Below are 21,449 nucleotides of genomic sequence, written 5' to 3'. Positions count from 1 at the left end.
CTCCTAAAATTGGCACTTATTTGAGTTAATCAGCGTTTTATAAATTACTAATCGCTAATAAGGAATCCGATCCGACAGAATCTTTTCCGTATACCAAGGATCGTTAATCTCCTTCAACATAGCTCCCATTTCACCGCAAAGTTGTGCCACAATCTCCTTATTTTCTTCCAAAGGCAGGTTATGCAGTTGATATGGATCTTTTACATCATCGAATAAGAGGCTTTTTTTCAATTGCTTCGTATCACGGTCGATATATAACGCCAATGTATATTGAGCCGTCTTGATACCTCTTGAAGAAGGGAAGTAAGTCTGCACCAATCCATTTTCATCTTTATCACCATCTACATTCTGAATATACAGTGCACCTGTAGGACGAACAATTTCAGCCTTTTCATCGAAGAAAAGAGGAGCGAAATTACGTCCCTGCACTTCCGCCGGAATAGAATCACCCAATCCGCACAAGCCAAGCACCGTAGGCATAATATCAGAAGCGGAGAGCAATAAATCATCTACCCTCGGATGAATCTTACCGGGAAAACGAACCAGGAACGGAATATTCATGGATTCAGAATAAGGGGAATTCTTCGGATCATCAGTGCGCTGGCTACACATCGTCTCACCATGATCGGAAGCAAAGATTACGACTGTATTCTTATCCAATCCCAATTCTTTCAATGTCGTCAAAATCTGTCCGAAAGCACGGTCTACTCCGGTAACGGAAGCGAAATAATAACGTGCAGACTCCGCTTTCTTCATCTTCAAATCGACATTCGGACGAATCAACAGACTATCCAGAGGCTGATCTTTATAAAGATTAAAATCCTGCTCTTCACAGTCATTCAAGGAGCGATACGGGCTGTGAGGAGGATTCATGCCCACCATTATGAAGAAAGGTTTCTTGGTATCACGTACGTTACCGTCATTTTTCAGATAAGAAATGACTTTGCCTGATTCGTGTAAAGGTGACCATTCCTTCGGATCGTGTCTCTTACCATCCGTATCCCAATAATGCGGGTTCTTGTGTTCGTCAAATGTTCCGTAAGAATACCAGTAGTTAAAGCCGTGCCGGCGTTCTTTCGGTGTATAGGCATCCCATGCCGGACGTTTTTCTTCCACATACTGTCCCGGATGTTCGGGATCGTTCGGAGTCGGGAAGTCAGCGTGAAGTTTACCAAAATAAGCACAGTCATAACCTGCTTTGCTGAACACATCGCCGATACATTCCGCATCCTCGCGTAAGGAACTGATCGGACGTGTAGAATTGCAATTCAATGGTACACCGCTTTTGTTCGGATACATACCGGTCAGTAACATTCCACGATGAGGGCTGCTCAACGGACAGTTACTCTGTGCAGACGACAAGACCATAGATTCACGTGCAAAGGCATCCAGATTAGGAGTATGCACGGGGTCTCCTTCAAAGTTTACTTTATCCCGAAATCCGTCCTGGCTCCAGAAGCCCATCGCCTGGTTACGGTATTGATCGGGAAATACATAGATTATATTAGGATGCTCCGCTTGTTGGGACGCTTGCTTCGGAGCCTTGCAACCTTGTGCGACAAACAGCGTCAAGCCTCCTACAAGAAGGTTTATAGGTTTATTCATGATGGTTTATGATAAATGATTAAAAACAGGTAAATGACAAACGGTCAATAGAAAGTTATAGACAGCAAGTAGCGAATGATAAACGGTAAACATGTTCCGTCAGAATCCGCTAAGCATTCACCGTTCACTGTTTACCGTTCATTGTCTATTTCTTATTTCTTTTCCAAATCTCTTTTACGCATCAGTCCTTCCAAGAAATAATAGTCAGCATAGTTCAGAGGAACGTCAATTTCCTGACCGTGAGGAATACTGCCAACCGAATGCATCAGGATAAAGTTTCCATTTGTTCCAACTTCTGCGCGATAAGCAGGTGAGCCCAAACTTTCCATTATCTTATCAGCCGTTTCTTTGTAGTGGTTGCCCGGCAGATAGCCATCCAGTTCGTAAAGGGCAGAGGCTGTACAAGCTGCTGCAGAAGCATCACGCGGTTCGTTCGGAATATTCGGAGCATCATAATCCCAGTATGGTACGAGGTCTTCCGGCAGGTTCTTATTATTAAAGATGAAGTTATAGACTTTTTGTGCCTGGTCGAGATATTTCTTGTCTTTCGTGTAACGATAGCAAGTAGTGTATCCGTAGAGTGCCCAAGCTTGTCCACGGGCCCAAGAAGATTCATCCGCATATCCCTGTGCAGTTTGTCTCTTACGCACTTCTCCTGTCTCCGGATCGTAATCTACCACATGGTAGCAGCTGTTGTCCGGACGGAAGTGGTGAGCCATTGTTGTATCAGCATGTTTCACTGCAATATTGTAGAAAGTAGAATCTCCGGAAAGAGCTGTTGCTTCAAATAAGAGTTCGAGATTCATCATATTATCAATAATCACCGGACATTTCCATCCCCGTGTTCCCTGCCAACCTTTATCGGCATCCCATGACTGGATAACGCCTGCATTCGGACGAAAACGAGTGGACAATGATTTGGCAGCTTCTATAATGACGTCTTTGTACTCTTTCTTATCTGCCATGCGATAGCCGTTCAGATAACTGCAACCAATCATGAAACCTACATCATGATGCCATTTCAGATATTTCACAGAATCAAGAGCTTCTGTGTATTTCTCAGCCAGCGGCAACCATTTCTTATCACCCGTCAGGTTATAAGTCAACCATATACTACCGGGAAAGAATCCGGAGCACCAGTCTTCCATCGGTATGTAAGAGATACTCCCATCTTCGTTGATTGTTCTCGGATTCAAGATTTTACCGGACTTCTCGATAATGTCCGTCTGGATTGTGTTCTGTGCCACAGCGTTGTCGATGTTGTCCTGAATAAAGTCTACTTCAACCTTTTTTTGTCCACCGCAACTCGTAAAGATCAATAGGGAAAGTCCTAATGCGCTAAGAATTGTTTTCATAATACAAGGATTATTTGTTAAGTGATTAATTTTCCTGATGGCAAAAGTAGTGCATTTAAATAGAATTGACCGACCTAAATAATCCAAATGAAGGACAATTTTGGTACATTTCACTGAAAAATGAAGGAATGGATAGAATTATATATTCAAAAAAACAGAGTCCAGATACAAAGAAAGTATCTGAATTCTGTTTTCTCAATTATATAATATTGCAAACTATATCTATAATTCGAATGGCTACAGATGAGTTGCCTTGTTCAGCCAAATGGCTAATCCGGCTTCTTACTTTAAACTTTCACAAATTTCCGTATTTACCCTCTTCAAATTCTGTTCATCCAGTTTTATTACTTTGCGGTCGTATGTCATCAATCCGTTCACTTCGATCTCAACATCTGTAGTCTGTGTATAAACAGCAGCCGAGAATCCACGTGCAATCATATCCTTCAGCATATTAGCATACTTCAGATACTCATCAGTAGCTTCTTTGGAAGTACTAAACTGAACATACCCCCAATTACGATTCGGCTCCCAAAGATGCTCCTTCAGCACTAAACCAATTCCTCCATACTCTCCGAGTACAGTTGCACGCTGTGCGTCATATAAATACATCTCCGGACCGGGATAATTATGCAAATCGAGCATATCACCACAGGTATAATGATTACCTCCACTGGCAGGATTCACTAAACGGGAAGGATCATATTGCTTTGTCCATTCTGCTATTTCAGGGGTTTTAAACTGCCCCCAAGCCTCATTGAAAGGTACCCATGTGCCAATACAAGGATAAGAGTAAAGGCAGTCGATAATTTCTTTCCATTCTTTACGATAAATAGCCTCTGATTCAGCAGACCGTTTAAATTCTGTTCCCTCAAAATACTTCCGATTCTGCCACTCGGGATTCTTATCGCCACTCGGCATGTCCTGCCACACAATAACCCCTAAACGATCACAATACGTATACCAACGGGCAGGCTCTACTTTTATATGTTTGCGAATCATATTATATCCAAAATCTTTTGTCTTTTGAATATCATATACTAAAGCCTCATCCGAAGGTGCCGTATACAAGCCATCCGGCCACCAGCCCTGATCTAAAAGACCAAATTGAAACAAGTCCTTATTATTCAATTGTAGACGTACAATTCCATTTTTATCGCGTTTCGTTGAATATTTACGCATGGCAGTATAGCTCTTAACCTTATCGATCAACTTATTTTCTGAATACAGACAAATTTCCATATCATATAAAAACGGAGAATCCGGTGACCACCACTTTACATCAGACGGCATAGCAATTTCAACCGGAATACCATTTACGGAACTTCCTACAGCCACCAACTGCTTTCCTTCTAATACCTTCACCTCCAATTTATCTGAAAGCATCTGATGATCTGTCATAACCTCTACTGTCAACTTATTCCTGTCAATATCAGGAGTCGTTTTGATATTGACAATCGACCGGATTGGCACGGGTTCTAGCCAAACTGTTTGCCAAATACCACTGACAGGAGTATACCAGATACCTCCCGGCTTACTAACCTGTTTTCCTCTAGGCTGAGGACCTTTATCAGTCGGGTCCCACACTTTCACGATCAATTCATTTTCCCCATTCAGCAAGGCAGGCGTGATATCAAAAGAAAAAGGAGTAAATCCTCCTGTATGTTGTCCCACCTTTACCTTATTTACCCAAACATCCGCTTTCCAGTCAACAGCCCCAAAATGCAATAAGATCCTATGTCCTTTCCATTTGGAGGGAACCGAGAATTGACGCTGATACCAAAGTTCATTCTTCTCCCCAAGACTTTTCCCCACTCCGGACAAGCTTGATTCTACAGCAAAAGGAACTAAAATCCGACCATCATAACTTTGTGGCATAGCTTGACCTACCGGAGAAATAGCATAATTCCACAATCCGTTCAGATTTATCCAGTCAGCACGTTCCATAATTGGGCGGGGATATTCGGGCAACACGTTTTCAACATCTATTTTCGCCGCCCATTCCGTCATAATTCGACCGCCAACCGGTTTCCACTGTGCAAATAGATAAACACTATTAATAAGTATCACTAAAGAACATACAACTTTTCTCATCTACATTATTTCTATTAAGAGTATTTTTACTAGGTCAAGTTATTCCAATATAATATCAAACTGATCGTAAGGTGCCGTACGATGTGCCAGATGCCTGGTCAATTTTGAAATCCCAAACAAGGGAGAATAAGTACGTACTTTGATCGTTTTACCATCCGGCATAAATTCCAGAATGCGAAGCCAACCATCCCCTCCGTTCCCTTCCGGACCGCCTCCTACATATTGTACATTAAACGTCATTTGTGATACATCTTTCCCGGCACTGTTCTTATCCACCCGATAAGCCACATTATTCTCATATTCACCGGTGCCTCTTCCCACATGTCCGCAAAGTACGAGACGGATATTGGAAGAAGGATAAATAAGTTTCTCCCAAATAGCCTGCCCCGAGTTTTGTGGAGAAATCTTATACCCATCTTTCGTAACGCGCTTATTACCTATATCAAGATAAGAATGAGTGATAAAAATCACCTTATAATTCTTGTATCTCGGCTTGTTTACCAAATCTTTCGCCCATTGCAGAACTTCATCACGAGGCACAAACTCTACTGCTATAACCAAAATCTTTCCCCATCCCGGCTCATCAAACTCAAAAGCCGAATTCTCTAAAGACGCCCTGCCTTCACGATTAGGAAATTCACTGACACAGATATTCCGCCAGGTAGAATTTCGTTCAAAAGGAATATAATCAGGAAAATAAGTACGACCGTTTTCTGCGGCTTTGTATCCATAATCATGATTGCCTGCGGCAATAATATAAGGTACTTTGTTATCCAGTCTTTTCAAAGCCTGCGATGCTGCCTCCCACATTTCACGACTGGTCTGGTTCAGCATCTTACGGTTTAATACATTATTATCATTCTGCTCCACCAAATCGCCTGTACAAAGGACAGCTTTAATTTTAAGCGACTCTATATTGTCCGCAATCCATGCGGTACAAAGATCAAAAAGCGGCTGGTTAATATCATACTTGGTATATCCCTGTGGATCACCGAGCAAAATCATAGAAAAGGATTCCGGATTGACCAATTTCTGGGGATCAGCCCGATGCTGCGCCGGGAGACAAGTGACAGAAGCACACAATATCCCGGCCAATAAATAGTTGAATAGTTTCATAGATTACTCTTTTTCTTCTTCGTTTTTAAATACAGGTGCACGAGATACGGATGCCGGTGTGCCATTAGTAATATAAGGCCAGCCATCACTGCTCCATTGTATGCGGTCACACATCAATTGACGACCATTATCTATTTTCGCTTTCTGCCAGGCATGATAGAAGAACCAGTCATTACCCTCATCATCCGTGATAATTTCGGAATTGTGTCCGGTTCCGGCAAACAGGTTATTACCCTGTAGAATTACTTCATTATAACTACTATTTTCTTTCATCACAGTACCGTTTTTACCCACATAAGGACCTTCGATATTTTTAGAACGCCCCACCACTACACGATACGTACTTCTTTCCTCTTCACAACAACTACCCGTAGAGCCAAATAGATAATAATAATTCCCGCGTTTATGAACCATGATGCCTTCTATTGAAGGACCCGCTATCTTTTCGGAAACAGCCCCTTTAATGGATAGACCGTCAGCACTTAACTCTACATAACGGATACCTCCTTCATAGCCTTTAGAAGTACTATTATAACTTCCCCAGAAAAGATACTTCTTACCATTATCTTCAAAATAACAAGGGTCGATGCACTGCATAGTACCAGAATTGTAGTCAAGAAGTTTTCCGTGATCCGTAAAAGGCCCTACAGGAGAGTCGCTGACCGCCACCCCGATACAACTATTCTTAGGCAAGTCCCAGTGCCCGAGAGTATAATAGAGCACATATTTACCATTGATATAGTTAATGTCCGGAGCCCATAAGCGAGTGTCCGGCTGCCAGTTCGGTTTTTGCAGAAAGGCTGCCCCAGCATAAGTCCACTGTGTCATATTAGTAGATTTGTAAATCGGAATATAGATATTATCCTGTTGGGTAACATACAAATAAAAGTTCCCGTCTGCCGCATGGATTATAGTCGGATCAGGCAACTGTTTGCCGACTATAGGATTGGAGAATGAAACAGGATTAGGGGTACTCCCCCCACCCCCATTTCCATTACCGTTACCCGGCCCATCCGGTTGTTCGTCAGAGCCACCGGAACATGCCATGATACACAATGCTGTTGCAATTAAAAAAGATAATTTTTTCATATATACTTTATTAGTTAAAACTAAGATTAATTTATCCAACCTTCATTCTGTTCCAAATTCGAGTTCATTTCCATTTCTTTAGCAGGAATAGGCCAACTCCAGCACTGATCTCCCAACCAGTACCAGGTATAAGTCGTTTCACCCCACATCTGCATCAGACCGTTACGATTATTATCAAACTTCTTATCTTTCCACGTTCCCCAACGCAATTCATGGAAATACATGGAATCTTCGCCACCGATTTCCCAGTAATACTCATTCCGGATACGTTCACGCAAATCACTCTGCCCGTTAACTTTCGTAGCAGGATAAGTTGCATTATTCAATTCGACATGCCCTGCACGACGTCTTACTTCATTAACACATCTGATTGCTTCGCTTTCATGGGTACTTCCCCATTCATTTAGCGCTTCTGCTTTCAGGAGCAATACTTCCGCATAGCGTATTAATGGAATATCCAATCCATAAGTATCACGCTCTGTCTGTTCCAGACCTTCAGGTACAAACTTTCTCCATAGGTAGTAAAACTTATCGTTTGTATCAGTACGGATATCAAAAGGCTCTGCACTGTCGGAGCCACGATAAGGCCAACGCAATGTATAAGTATGAGCTATTCCAGAAGAAGCACCATTGTATTGTGCGTAAGGGGTAATGATAGCCATTTGCAGACGTGGATCACGGCTCTCGTAAGCTTTTTTGATACGTGCTTCATTGCCACTATCCAGATATTTGCTCATATCGGCCCCATAGGCAGTCATACGTTCCTTTTCCGCCGCAGACAGTCCATCGCGTAGAAAAAACACCACACGTTCTTTTTCTTTCATCGCACTATAGCCCGGCAAGTAGTTATCCCAATTAAACTTTTCTCCGGTCGCCGTCTCAAAAGATTCTACAAAATGCGGATTAGGCAAATAGTTATTCCACATAGAACCTGCTGTACAACGGTTGCCGTAAGTGATGTTCCTTGTATTGGAGTAGCCGTATTGCTTGATGCATTGCACAGAGAATATCATTTCTTCACATTGTTCATTTGCTATTTTCAACAACTGCTTATAACTGGTAGCACCGGCCTTAGTATATAACCCGAAGCCACAGTCAGCCACAGAATTAAAATCATCAACCGCCGCCTCCCAATTCTTCTGCCACATATATACTTGTCCGCGTAATGCATAAGCAGCTCCTTTGGTTACCCGTCCATAGTTAGAGTCACCCGAATTATATTTACCCGGTAGATTGGGTTCATTCACACAATCTGTCAGATCCTGGAGTACAGCCGCCCAAACATCCGCTTCTGAAGAACGGGCTTTGTTACCGTTTTCAGGACTCGTGATTGCATTCATATATAACGGCACTCCTTTATACAAGATATTCAAGCGCATATAAGCAAATGCACGCAAGAATTTACATTCGGCGATAGCCCGTTGCTTCTCTCCGGTCGACATATCAGGAACCTGACCAATATTATCTATCACATCATTAGCACGATAGATAAAAGTATAAAAACGTTTATAAATATCACTGAACAGGCCACTTGAGGGAGTAGCTGCTCCTGTACAATTAGGCATTCGCTTAATCCAGTTCTTGTCTGTATCCATCACAGAAGAATAAGCATCCCATGGAATCCGGTGCGAATCCAAAATGCCGGAGTTAGGACAATATTGATCCAGAAAGACATTATATACGCCGATAACAGCCTGTTCGGCCAAAGTTGCTTTCGTCCAGATACTACTACCGCTTATGTTATTGGTAGGAGTAGTATCTAAAAAGTCCGCACCGCATCCAGCCATAGAGAAAGACAGCAAGGCAATAGATGCACATCTTACTAATTTCCGAAATATTTTTATTTTGTTTTTCATCATAAAATCGTTTTAGAGTAAGTTTAGAAAGTGATATTTACACCGAATGCATATTGTCTCATAGTAGAATATCCCACTGCGGTACGCATTTCCGGATCCATTCCTTCATACCCGGTAATGGTAAATAAATTTTCACCGGAAGCAAAGAAACGGATATTCTGTGCATATACTTTTTTCGACAGGACAGCAGGCAATGTATATCCGATAGTCAGGTTCTTCAGTTTAATATAATCCCCTTTTTGCAAATGTACTGATGACTGTGTCATACCACTTTGGTCGTTACCGGAGTTATTTGTCAAACGAGGATTCTTTGAACTCAAGTTCGTGCGCGGATCATTGGGATTTTTGGGATCAAAGAAATAGTGATCGTTTGCTATTGCTTCCCCAATAGCATATCCTTTGATGGTAGCACTGCTGTTCAATGCCAAACGATAGTAGTAAATCTTGAAACCTGCCGCACCGGACCAGTTCATGGAGAAATCGAAGCCTTTCCAATTAGCGCTTGCCTGCAGACCGAAGTTATACTTGGGCACATTGGAGCATCCCTGAAACTCATTATCAGCGTCATTACCATATACACCGTCGCCATTTAAGTCAGCATAGATGTAATCACCATACCAAATGCCACTCTTACTGACGTTCTGACGCGGATAGAACTTATACCCTGCCCCTACCATAGCATTCAGCCATTTCATGTCGTCTACTGTACGGATCATTCCGTCTCTCGGACCACCGTTGATATTGACTGTTCCATCTGCGTTAAAACCGTTTCCACTGCCTTTATATGGTTGCAACATATAGTATTCATTAATCATTTTACCCTCTATTACACGGGTAGATCCTCCGGTAGAGACATCGCCGATATTGGTTTGATAAACACGGTTCCCGTTTTCATCTGTCACCCAGCCACGCTGCAACTCTCCTTTGTATTTACTGACCTTGTTCTGGTTATAGGCAAAGTTACCGGATACACGATATTCTACTTTACCGATACGGTCTTGCCAATTCAGGGTCATTTCAATACCGCGGTTAGTCACTTCCGCAATGTTCTGACGAGGGCCACTGGCTGTCCCGAGAGACATATACATATCAGGGCGATATAAGATTCCATCCGTTACTTTATTATAAAATTCAGCCTCAAACGTCAGACGGTTTCTTAAAGTTGCAAAGTCGATACCAATATTCGTAATGGCAGTACTTTCCCACTCCAACAGGTTGTTGGAAATAGAAGTAATTGCCAAACCATTATTAAGGCTACCTCCAAACGCGTACTTTGCCGAGTTGTACACAGCCTGCCATTCATAGTTACCAATCGCATTGTTCCCTAACTTACCCCACGAAGCACGTAATTTCAGATTGTCGATAGGAAGTCTTTTCATAAATCTCTCTTCACAGATTCTCCACCCGGCAGAGAAAGATGGAAAAAGCCCCCAGCGATTATCCGGAGCAAAACGGGAGGAACCGTCATAACGCATATTAACCTCGAATAAATAACGGCTGTCGAAAGCATAGTTAATACGACCGAAGTAAGAACGGGATGTAAATTCCTCACCTGTACCACCTATGGAAGAAGGAGTAGTAGCAGAACTTGAATCACCCACAGACGAATCTATTAATCCAAGTTTGGCAGTGTCGGTAGTCCGTTTGACAAAACGTTCTTCTTCAAAGCCCAATAACATACCAATATCATGCTTATAAAAAGTCTGGTTATAATTGAGCAAGTGCGTTAATTTCCAGTGGTTCTCACGGACATACGCCATACGGGTATACAAATCGGCAGGATCTTTGGGGGCAGCTATCCACTGATCTGTACTAAAACTATATTTCCCATAATCCGTATTTACGGACATCGATTCATAACGATAATCCTTATAGTTCAGATTAACATCGTATGAGAAGTGTTTCAGAAACTTCACGTTGGCATAGAAAGTAGTGAAGAACTGCGTGTTCTTGATATGCCCTTCCGATTGCGCCATGTCCCACAGAGGATTGTGAGATTGCGGATCTTCCTCGTTCGCTTCCGGCGCACCATATTTTCCGTCATAATATGGATATACGCCCGGTATCATCTTTTGAGTATTAATATTGGTGAGTGAACCGGTATCGCTTTTCTTCTGGTCAGTGTGATACCCCCATACGCGAGTACCAATACGTAACCACTTAGTAATATCCGAATAAACATTGGCACGCAAAAAATAGCGTTGGTATCCGGTATCCTTGATTAATCCCGGATTGTCAGTATAAGATATAGAAAGATTATATCCGGTACGTCCCTCCTGTCCAGTGACGGAAAGCGAATGTTTCATCATCCAGTCGTTACTATATATCTCATCGTACCAATCTGTATTAGGATAAGCTACATAATTAGGATAGCCGGAAGCCGAAATGCCATTCGGATCTTTTTCCGCCTCACGCCATTGATTGATGGTAATGTCGCTGAAAGGAGCAGATTCTCCTATATTAGTAGCAGCTTCGTTCATCAATTCCATATACTTGGCGTAGTTAGATACCGTTTTTATCAGTTTGGTAGGTTGATTCAGTGAAAAAGTAGCATTGTAAGATACGCTGACCTTTCCTGTTTGTCCGGTTTTGGTAGTAACCAGAATAACCCCATTTGCCCCTCGGTTACCATAAATAGCACACGAGGCCGCATCTTTCAGGATGGAAATAGAAGCAATATCGTTGGGATCTACATTATTCAGACTTTGTTCCATCCCATCCACCAACACGAGTGGTGAAGAACTGTTCAGGGTACCTACTCCCCGAATATTGAAAGAAAAGCCTTCATTATATGGAGTCCCGGAGCTTTGCATCACCTGCAAACCGGCTGTCATACCGCTCAACGCCTGCGAAGCACTGACCAAAGGACGGGAAAGTGATTCCTTTTCCAAATTTACCGTAGCAACCGAACCGGTCAGGTTCACCTTCTTTTGCGTGCCATAACCAACCACTACTACTTCTGAAAGCATTTTCACATTCTCTCCCATTACAATGTTGAATGTCGTCTTGCCAGGCGACAATGAAATTTCCTGCGTGTCAAAACCGATATAAGACACTTGCAATTTCTTAGCGTCCTCCGGTATTTCCAGTTCAAATTTCCCTTCCATATTACTCACCGTGCCAATATTAGTACCGGGAATTGATACCGATACTCCAATTAACAATTCATCATTGACATCGCTGATGACACCATTGATACGCCGTTTCTTATCCGATTTCTGAACGACAGGCCGGGTGATAATAATATGATTATCTTTTATTTTATAAATCAACTCCTGCCCTTTCAGAATCTGATCCAGTGCCTTGCTTATCGGTTGATTATCTACCTTTACAGTTACCTTACGGGTCAGGTCCACATCATTTTTCTCATATACTAAGGATACATTTCCTTTGACCTCCAACTCCCGGAACGCTTTGCGCACCGTTACGTCCTGCAAATGTAAGGTCACCTGTTGTGCATGAACCGACAGTGGAAGAACTGCAGCTAATAGCACGAAGAACATGCATTTGATGATTTTACTCATTGATTTAAGTTTTTATGTGTATATCTTTTGTTACTAACTCATTGTTTTACAATATTCTTATTTAAACATTATCCAGGATTGCGAACTAGCCTCATTATCCGCATTTTTAACATTGCCGTTCGTTTCCCAGTCGTATCTACCGGCTACCTTTCCTAAAGGCACCCCTCTACTATCATCCCGAATAACAACAGGACTATGATAGTTCTCACCAAACACAATGGCATCCGTACAACCCACTTCCTGCAATGCCACAGCAACTTCCCGTAAAGAAGAGCCATCACTAAAGACATTCCAAGCTGCTTTTACCGAGTTATAAGAATTCGTAAAACGATTACTTACAAAAATGACCAAGTCTCCTTCTTCCGTGATACCGACAGCCCGGCGTCCTACAGGCTTGCCATCAAAAGTCCAAATGCTTACCGGATTAGCAGCCCATGAATTACTTCCTGACAATGCTCCATCCATTCCTCTGTTACGGGTCGAAGTATTTCTTCCTTCATTAGTAGCAAATGTCTTGTAAAGTTCTGCATTTTCTCCGGCAATCATGATCTGCCCTTTTTGCAACGGATAGGAATATCCACTGACAGCACTGGTTGGGGACCACTGTACTCCATTGGCAGCTTGTTTGCCGGCTCCGCCGCTGGTAAACTTATACAAGTTATTATCTATCACTTCTGCATACGAAATCTCCGCTTTTCCATCAGCTGTAATTCCCAGAGTTCCCGGACAATACTTCAAAGAAGTAGATAGGTTATATCCGAGACGCGGTGCGGATAGCAGCCCACTATCATTCCACCCGAGGCTATAAAATATCGGTACCCAGAATTGCCCGGACAATCCCGGAACAAACAATGAATAATCCATATTATCATTCATGATAGCTGTTGTACGATGTTGAGCAGTGGGTTCAGCCCATGTTACATTGTCTTTATTCATATCCCAGCTAACCTTCATATTTATTCTACCGGCAGGAATAGTTATCAACCATCCCGTATTACCGCTCCTTCCATGCAAGTTTTTATTTTCATAGACAATCATGAAATCAGGAATACAAATACTACTGTGTTGGCTTTTTAGATCAGCAGTAATATTTTTCCAGTTTACCCCTGCGTCAATAATTCCATTTACAGCACTCAACTGATATTTTTTAGTCATGTTGTTCGTATTGTCTTTTACAGTAATAGTAAGTGTGCTACTTAGGTCAACAATCAGGTTTCCGTTTTCATCCTTTTGACTGACGGGATCCGTAGAGATGATTTCTGCGTTATCTGCCAAAGTCGGCATCAACACAACGTTTGCAAATGCAGTGTTTTGTTTGAAACGTAACGAAGCGATGCCATTAATAAAGTTAGCACTAACCTGCTCTGTGTTACAAGTAGCCGTTACGCCTCGAAGTAGCTGAGTAGAAGTGCTGAAAATGGTATATTCGATATCATCTGCTCCATCATTCACTTTAATACGGGTGATACCGCTGCTCAAGTCCAGTACAGCATCAGTAGTAAGCGGATCAATGGGCTTTGCCCATTCATCCGCCAGTTTGAGTTTCACATTCACCGCACTTTGGTCGTCCAAAATGCGAAAATCTAAGGCTATGACCCTACTGTTCTGGTCAATAAGACCATTTATCCAGTTCCCTGTGCCATCTTCTGCCTGTATGGCTACCAATGGTTCTTTTACGTACCCCGGATCTTCGGATAAGACAACACCTTTCAGTTCATCTTCTCCGCATGACGTGAATATAAACACAAGGAATGTGCTTAATAGAAAATGTAGTTTCTTCATACAATATTATTTAAATAAGAAATAGCTTATTTTCTGTTATTCCTGAAAACAATCTTTATCCTGCATGACTAAACTAAAACAGCTGTTTGTATACCTTATAACTTAAAAAAGAGTGTCGCGCTATGCTCTTTTACAATCCTTCTTTTTACCATTCATAGAGATTCAGGTTAAAATATGCTTTATTGGCCTATTCATTAATATGACAGCCAGATTAATAAAAAGTATAGTGAGAAATGATTTTTTTATTCGTTCAGCCCTTCAACTCATCTTTTTATTAGTGAGTTTGGTCATCTTACATTTTTTCAATACCTTGCCCCCGAATTATCCATCGGAGAAACAGAACCTGTGAGTATTCACCTTAATATATTAACTAATAATACGATTTCTGAAAGACATAATGGAAAAAAACCTGGAAACAGAGATTATCGAGGCCCTGAAATCGGGTAAAGAGGAGGCATTCCGATACATCTATAAAACTTACTATACAGATCTTTGCCGGATAGCGAGAGGGTATTTGACAGACTCTTATCTATCAGAATCTATAGTAGAAGATTTGGTGTATAGTCTATGGGAAAACCGCTCTAAAATAACAATTAACACCTCATTGAAGAACTACCTTTTCAGAAGTGTAGCCAATAAGTGTATCAATTATCTTCAGCTTGAATATGTGAGAAGGGAAACGGCCTGCTCGTCAGAAGACCTGGTCATTTACAGCGATTTATGGTCCTTGGGCGAAAATCCGGTTGAGCATTTAGAGGGTAAAGAGCTACATTCTATTATTCAGAAGACGATTGACGGCTTATCTCCGGAAACCCGGAAGGTATTTTTATTGAGTCGTTTTGAGAACAAAAGACAAGAAGAAATTGCCGAAATCATGGGAATCACTATTCATACAGTGAAATATCACATGCGAAGTGCACTGGATAAACTGAAGGAAGCAGCAAGATCTTATCTTGCCCTGATTGTAATGTTTATTACGAATATATTTAATTAATATTAAAAAGCAAAGTAATTCACTATACTTCTTCTATTGACAAACTGTCCTGATGATAGCGCAGGTATATGATTTTCAATAGATATTAAGTTTAAGATGGTATGAAAGAAGAATTTGATAAACTGATATATGATTTCCTCTCGGGAAGTATCGCTAAAGAGGACTTACATAAGTTGAACGAATGGATATACTCCGATCCGGAGAATCAGAAATATTTTGAACAGCAGAAACGAATCTGGCTTCTGTCTGCCGAGTATAAAAATGTATCTGTACACGAAGAACAAGCCTATAACAGATTTGCGAAACGAATCCGCAAACATAAGAGTGCTCCGGCAGGAAAGATGAGAAGAGCCTTATTTGTGAAGTATGCAGGTTACGCAGCGGCAATCATTATATTACTGTTTACCACTCCTTTTATAATTTATAATTTTACAACACCTGATGATTCTTTGATTTCCGAAGTATACGCTCCAAGAAAATCGAAATTAAAAATGAAGCTTCCTGACGGTTCTATAGTGTGGTTAAACGCAGATTCCAAGCTTTCTTACTCCGAGAGTTTTAGTCGAAAGAATCGCAATGTCCGGCTGGAAGGCGAAGGGTATTTTGAGGTAGAGCATGGAGAGCATCCATTTGTTATACAAACAGACTCCGCACAGATCAAGGTACTGGGTACTAAGTTTAACGTTAAAAATTATGGTGATGAGAATTATATAAAGGTATCACTCCTAGAAGGTTCCATTGTCTTATTGTGCATCAACCAAGAGTTTATAATGAAGCCTAATCAAACGATGACAGTTAATAAGCTTGACCAAACTTATAAGCTGACCGAGAGTGCTGACTATGCTGAACAGTGGATCAACTGCAAAGTATTCTGGGATGAAGTTCCTATGTCGATCATTTCTAAAGAGTTGGAGCGCCAGTTTGATGTGACATTCGCATTTGAGTCAGAGCAACTCAAGAATTTGATTTTCCATGGAAGTTTTATTATAGAAACAAATAATTTGGAGAAAATATTGGATATTATGTCTGAAACAAATAAATTTAGCTACTCAATTGAAAAAGATAAGGTATATATCCATTCATTGAAAAAATAAGAAACGATTAAAGAATCTTCAAAAATAATATCATGACCGCACAAGAGTTTTTTAAGAACGATCTGTTTGCCGAAAATGCAGGAGTAGTACTGCTGGAAGTACGCAAAGGTTACAGTAAAGCCAAATTAGAAATAAAACCCGAACATCTTAACGCAGGTGCCCGCACACAAGGAGGAGCGATCTTTACGCTGGCAGACCTTGCGCTTGCCGCAGCTGCCAACTCGCACGGCACACTAGCTTTCTCTCTCTCGTCCACTATTACTTTTCTGCGTGCCAGCGGCCCCGGAGATACTCTCTTTGCCGAAGCACGCGAACGCTATATCGGTCGAAGTACAGGTTGCTATCAGGTAGATATAACAAACCAAGACGGAGAGTTGATTGCAACTTTTGAATCTAGCGTATTCCGAAAGGATCAGAAAGTGCCTTTCGAAGTTCAGGAATAAAACAGGAAAGCGCATCAACACTTTTAAAAGTATACCTTTTAGAAACAGATAACGCGGATGATACGGATAAAAAGATAATAAATCCGTGTCATCCGCGTTATCCGCGTCTAAAAAATAACAGGTTGGCAGGGCCATTTACTTCTGATATGCCTTCGTTTTTTCTCTATATCTATTTAACGATAGAAGTCAGCGGATGCCGGTTACCCGTCACATTATTCAGGAATGCTTTTGCCGAACCGAAGTTCAGGAATAAATCCAGACGGACAGGAAGATGGTTCAAATCGTCTGTCACAAAGAAAGTAATCACCTCCTTTTCTTTTCCTTTCTTATCATATTCTACCAATGAGAAGATCAGGCAACGGTAAGTAACTCCATTCTCCGCTTTCACATTTTCTTTTCCACGGTAGATAAGCGTTTGCTCTTCCACTTTACGGCCCGTAGCCATCGGGAACTTGATTTTGTCTCCCACCTTATAATCTGCAGGGTCGTAAGAACGTGCCTGCGCCAAGATGCTTAACATATCGTATATACAACGGCTATCGCTAGCTTCAGATTCATCAAACGCTCCATCCCGATAAGTACGTTTCTGGTTTACGAGGCAAAGAGCGTCCTTATAAGAAAACCAAGCCTCATCAACCGTGTAACGTTTTCCCTCTTCAGCACCTTTGCGGAAATAGCGCGGTTCCAGTTTTTCACCGATCACACAAGTCAGCGTATCGCGCATCTTGAAAAAGAAGTCTGCCCGTTTACTGCCCAAAGCAAGCAGATTGATCCGGTAGGCAGGTTGTGAATGATAAGTAGTAGCATTCGTCGTCAGACTGGCAAGTCCGGCTTTCACCCAGACAAACTTCCAGTTAAAATATAAATCATACATTACGTGTTCGCCGGATTGAAACGCATCATTCTTCGCTTCACATTGAGCACTGGCTGGGAGGGCGAAAGCTCCCATCAGTAAGGCCACTAATCCGATAATAAAATTGCGTCGAACGCTAACGACGGCGGTTCTGACTATTTCGTTCCCGATCCTTTTTCTTCTTGTCTTCATCTGGTTTTTGTTTTTTAAGTTCATCCAGCTTTTGCTTATCCAGCGGAACTGCATGAATATCCCAACTTTGTTCTAGATCCCAGTTGGCTTTCGGCTCTAAAATCTGATTATAATAATACACCTCTTCGGGCTGCACCCCTTTTTCAAAATTGCCGGTATCCCATTCACCGTTTCCATTCCGGTCGTTAATCAACCGGGCGGAGTACTTACCGGGATTTAAGTAATAAAAGTCGGCATAACCTCCTTCCTCTACTCTTCTTCGGCGTACCACTTTATCCTGCGCATCCAACAGTTCAACGAAAGCATTAGGTTCCGCTCCCGTCACCACAAACGTGATTTTGGCATATTCTTCCAAACTACGCACCTTGAACCCTTGTTTTATTTTGTCTGTAAACAATCCGTATATACCATGAAATGCGGTCGAATCCACCGAAAATTCATATTCCAGCGTCGGTTCCCAATCATAATACACATTAAACTTCTTCAGATTTACGGAATCCTGCTCAAATTCAAACGGTATATCCTTCCAGAGCGTATCCACCTTTTGCCGCAGATGTATGGCGGCAGTGTCGTAGCTGGCTATCGGTTCTTCAAAATTCAAAGAAATATATCCATATACATCCATTGACGAAGGGGCACTAACATTCACCGGCAAGAATTTCGTCGGTTCGGGTTCATCCTCTTCCCCTTTCTTTTTCTTCTTTTTCTTTTTGTCCTTATCCGACTCCTCTTTCTTATATTTCTGCTTCGAAACAAGATTCAGCGTATCTGTACGGGGTACTAATTGGTTTAAAGTATCTGTATAAAGATAAGTCAGACTCATGGCAAGAGTATCCTGTTTGAAGAGCAAAGAATCTTTCACCCAATAATGGATTGTATCGTTCCGCTGATTCTTTTCGATGACAAAAGCATCCTTTTCATCGAAGTTTAAGCCTTTCAAGACTGGCAAAGTGTCCGCCTTACCGGCAAAATAAAAAGTGAACTTATGAGGAACCAGTCTTTCCGACTTGATAAGATATTGCGAATAATTAAGCTCTTTAAAGGCACGGAGGATGACATCATCCGGCAAATAATGCATATATTTCTTCTCAACAATCGTGTCGTAGGTCAATGAGTCCACCCAAGCAGTATCCATGCGGATACGTTCTTCCATGCGGGGGATAATCAACGAATCATGGAAAGCGATCATCTCGCTCTTCTGATTAAAAGTAAAGTTTTGGTCGGCATCCATCAATCCATAGATGCGATATTTGCCGGGAGCTACACCACGGATGGAGAAACGTCCACGGCTGTCTGTACGTGCCACACGGTCGAAAGGCAATTTGTTGAAAGCCGAATCATTCAGGTTGGAATGTAGTCCGACAAGCATACCTTTAATAGGTTCCAGGTTAGAGGCGTCGAGCATTGTTCCTGCTACTTCCATCGTATCGATTTCCGTACCGGTAGAAAACGTAAATGCAAAATTCCCTAGCGGGTTACCTTCATTATTGTCGACAATTGCATCCGAGAAGTCAATCGTATAGGTCGTGTTAGGCTTCAAAGAGTCGAGTAGGTTGACTTGTATTCTCTTGCCGGAAGCCTTGATTTCCGGTTGCTGTATCTGGGGAGGAGAAACAACGACTTTTTCGGTTGCTTTCTCCAGCTTAATAAACTCATCAAACATCAAAGAAATTTTAGTCCTTTCATTATTCAGAGCGCCCGCAGCAGGAGTACTACCGATGAAACGGGGCGGCGTCTCATCATAAGGGCCTCCGTCCGGCCGTCCAATACTGGCGCAGGAATATAACATAGCTCCCAGCGTTACTACCGGAAGCACCTTGCGAACTATTTGCTTTATCTTTTGATTCTCAAATTGTAACATGCTGCAAAAATAAGGGTTCTTATTCAATAAACACCACACTTTCTAGCTAATTTATTAAAAAAGGAAAGGGTGACTTAAGGTAATAAACAATATTTGCGACGTTTTTATTTCTTTCCTGCTAATATAATTAGTTTTATTGCCTAAAGAGATTACCTTTGTTGCCTAATCTTTTTTCGTTCCACTATAGTGTTCCGCAAAGAACACTATAGTTTCCCTTGCGGAGCACTATAGTGGGACGAAAGAGAAACTATAGTGGAACGAAATAAAAGTAGCAAGTGAAGTAAATCCGGATAGGCAAACGGATTTATCAATGTGCCTACACTAAATAAAAACGAATATGAGTATACAATATGACCTTTACGACACACCTGACATTCAACAAACAGGCGACGCACAACCGCTTCATCCCCGCGTAGTATTCAAAGGAACCGTCGATCAGGAAGAATTTCTAGACCGTGTACACAAATTCACAGGAATAAGCCGCAGTTTACTGGCGGGCGCCATGCAGTCTTTCCAAAACGAGTTGAGAGACCTGATTGCCAACGGATGGATTGTGGAACTGGGAGATATCGGATATTTTTCAGTGTCTTTGAAGGGACCTCGTGTAATGAAGAAAAAAGATGTACACGCACAATCCATAGAACTGAAAAATGTCAATTTCCGGGTAAGTAGCCAGTTTAAGAAAGAAGTAGGCCAGCAAATGAGACTGGAACGTGGAGAATCGATGACTCGTCACCACAGAAAAGGGCACAGCGAAGAAGAATGTTTGACAATAATCAACCAGCATCTGAACAAATATCCCTGCCTGACCCGCACCGACTATAGCCGATTGACAGGACACGACAAAAAACGTGCTTTGAAAGAACTGAATGCTTTTATCGAACGTGGACTCTTAATCCGTTATGGAACAGGCAAACAGGTGGTTTATGCAAAGAAAACAGAAAGTTAAGTTAAAATCATCTAGCAGAATTACCTAGAATTCCAATTCTGAACTGAACAAAAAAAACAATAATTCAGTGTAGGGTTCTTTTTATATTAATCATATTTATACTGACTTTTAGTAAATCAGAACTATCTATGAAATTATAAAACAAGATTACTTGCTTTATCAATATTTATTGCTACTTTTGTAGCGGTTTCCTTTCATACGTAGAGAGGAACATTTTATTTTTTTATAGAGAACGATTATTTATTGCATTCAACCATAAATTCGGCAAAAATTTACCGCGAATGGCAATAAGTGATGTCAGGTCTCGCGCACACTTCTGTATATATAATTTGTTTATATACCCAATGGGCGTGGGACTATCACTTATGTCGCGGAGGGTCTTTGCCGAGCCTATGGTTGGCGTACAGTTGGTAGTTTCCCACGTATTCTATGCTAATATCCTAATCTCTTATTCCGTTTAACAATAAATTAACTTCTCGTTCTTTTTCCTTTCTATAACTTCTCGTTCTTCATAATATTTGTATGTATTTTGATCATATGGTACTTTCTTCCTGACTAATGCCACTATGATTCTTATGAGTTTGTTCTTGACATTATTTAAAGCCACTTGAGGCTTCTTTCCCTTACTAATCAGTCTTTGATAGT

The 21,449-nt window shown here is 41.5% G+C and carries 14 protein-coding genes and 1 pseudogene; 4 read left to right on the top strand and 11 right to left on the bottom strand.

The annotated features are described in order from the left end of the window. Positions 1-54: 54 nt before the first annotated feature. The 8 genes from HMPREF0106_RS19795 to HMPREF0106_RS19830 all read right to left on the bottom strand — a co-directional run bounded on the left by HMPREF0106_RS19795 (position 55) and on the right by HMPREF0106_RS19830 (position 14,418). Positions 55-1,605: a sulfatase gene (locus HMPREF0106_RS19795; RefSeq protein ID WP_009039109.1), complete on the bottom strand. Its 1,551-nt coding sequence runs from the start codon at positions 1,603-1,605 to the stop codon at positions 55-57. Between the two features lie 152 nt (positions 1,606-1,757). Continuing rightward, positions 1,758-2,960, bottom strand: a complete 1,203-nt coding sequence (locus HMPREF0106_RS19800; protein ID WP_004308000.1) for a glycoside hydrolase family 88 protein — start codon at positions 2,958-2,960, stop codon at positions 1,758-1,760. A 282-nt stretch (positions 2,961-3,242) separates the two neighbouring features. After that, entirely contained in the window at positions 3,243-5,051 is a 1,809-nt protein-coding gene (locus tag HMPREF0106_RS19805) for a glycoside hydrolase family 2 protein (RefSeq protein ID WP_004307998.1), read from the bottom strand. A 39-nt stretch (positions 5,052-5,090) separates the two neighbouring features. After that, positions 5,091-6,167 (bottom strand): metallophosphoesterase, encoded by a 1,077-nt coding sequence (locus HMPREF0106_RS19810; RefSeq protein WP_008641764.1) that lies wholly within the window; start codon positions 6,165-6,167, stop codon positions 5,091-5,093. Between the two features lie 3 nt (positions 6,168-6,170). Beyond that, positions 6,171-7,256, bottom strand: a complete 1,086-nt coding sequence (locus tag HMPREF0106_RS19815; RefSeq protein ID WP_004307466.1) for a family 43 glycosylhydrolase — start codon at positions 7,254-7,256, stop codon at positions 6,171-6,173. Between the two features lie 26 nt (positions 7,257-7,282). Continuing rightward, a complete protein-coding gene (locus tag HMPREF0106_RS19820; RefSeq protein ID WP_009039107.1) occupies positions 7,283-9,115 on the bottom strand; it encodes a RagB/SusD family nutrient uptake outer membrane protein in 1,833 nt (610 codons plus the stop codon). A gap of 20 nt (positions 9,116-9,135) precedes the next feature. Continuing rightward, the gene (locus HMPREF0106_RS19825) at positions 9,136-12,636 is read right to left on the bottom strand and encodes a TonB-dependent receptor (RefSeq protein WP_009039106.1); all 3,501 of its coding nucleotides are present in this window, start codon (positions 12,634-12,636) and stop codon (positions 9,136-9,138) included. Positions 12,637-12,693: 57 nt separating this feature from the next. Then, the gene (locus tag HMPREF0106_RS19830) at positions 12,694-14,418 is read right to left on the bottom strand and encodes a hypothetical protein (protein ID WP_008776096.1); all 1,725 of its coding nucleotides are present in this window, start codon (positions 14,416-14,418) and stop codon (positions 12,694-12,696) included. Between the two features lie 397 nt (positions 14,419-14,815). Between HMPREF0106_RS19830 and HMPREF0106_RS19835 the strand changes: the two genes are divergently transcribed. From HMPREF0106_RS19835 to HMPREF0106_RS19845, 3 genes are all read left to right on the top strand, one after another. After that, the gene (locus HMPREF0106_RS19835) at positions 14,816-15,412 is read left to right on the top strand and encodes an RNA polymerase sigma-70 factor (RefSeq protein WP_004310927.1); all 597 of its coding nucleotides are present in this window, start codon (positions 14,816-14,818) and stop codon (positions 15,410-15,412) included. A gap of 101 nt (positions 15,413-15,513) precedes the next feature. Next, the gene (locus tag HMPREF0106_RS19840; protein ID WP_004310926.1) at positions 15,514-16,506 is read left to right on the top strand and encodes a FecR family protein; all 993 of its coding nucleotides are present in this window, start codon (positions 15,514-15,516) and stop codon (positions 16,504-16,506) included. A 32-nt stretch (positions 16,507-16,538) separates the two neighbouring features. After that, entirely contained in the window at positions 16,539-16,949 is a 411-nt protein-coding gene (locus HMPREF0106_RS19845) for a PaaI family thioesterase (RefSeq protein ID WP_004298330.1), read from the top strand. Positions 16,950-17,118: 169 nt separating this feature from the next. Here the strand turns inward: HMPREF0106_RS19845 and HMPREF0106_RS19850 are convergent, their stop codons facing one another. Continuing rightward, a complete protein-coding gene (locus tag HMPREF0106_RS19850) occupies positions 17,119-17,994 on the bottom strand; it encodes a DUF3108 domain-containing protein (protein WP_009039105.1) in 876 nt (291 codons plus the stop codon). After that, positions 17,939-19,855: an Ig-like domain-containing protein gene (locus tag HMPREF0106_RS19855; RefSeq protein ID WP_004298332.1), complete on the bottom strand. Its 1,917-nt coding sequence runs from the start codon at positions 19,853-19,855 to the stop codon at positions 17,939-17,941. Before HMPREF0106_RS19855 ends, HMPREF0106_RS19850 begins: the two co-directional genes overlap by 56 nt. 337 nt (positions 19,856-20,192) lie before the next feature. Between HMPREF0106_RS19855 and HMPREF0106_RS19860 the strand changes: the two genes are divergently transcribed. Next, positions 20,193-20,804: a DsbA family protein gene (locus HMPREF0106_RS19860; RefSeq protein WP_004324286.1), complete on the top strand. Its 612-nt coding sequence runs from the start codon at positions 20,193-20,195 to the stop codon at positions 20,802-20,804. A 457-nt stretch (positions 20,805-21,261) separates the two neighbouring features. On the opposite strand, the pseudogene HMPREF0106_RS27685 reads toward HMPREF0106_RS19860, so the two are convergent. After that, positions 21,262-21,449: pseudogene (locus HMPREF0106_RS27685) on the bottom strand (IS110 family transposase); the annotation flags it as partial.

It is taken from the genome of Bacteroides sp. D22 (assembly GCF_000163675.1).
Lineage (GTDB): Bacteria > Bacteroidota > Bacteroidia > Bacteroidales > Bacteroidaceae > Bacteroides > Bacteroides xylanisolvens.
The sequence above is the reverse complement of the archived record's forward strand: the minus strand, read 5'-3'. Positions and strand labels throughout refer to the sequence as shown.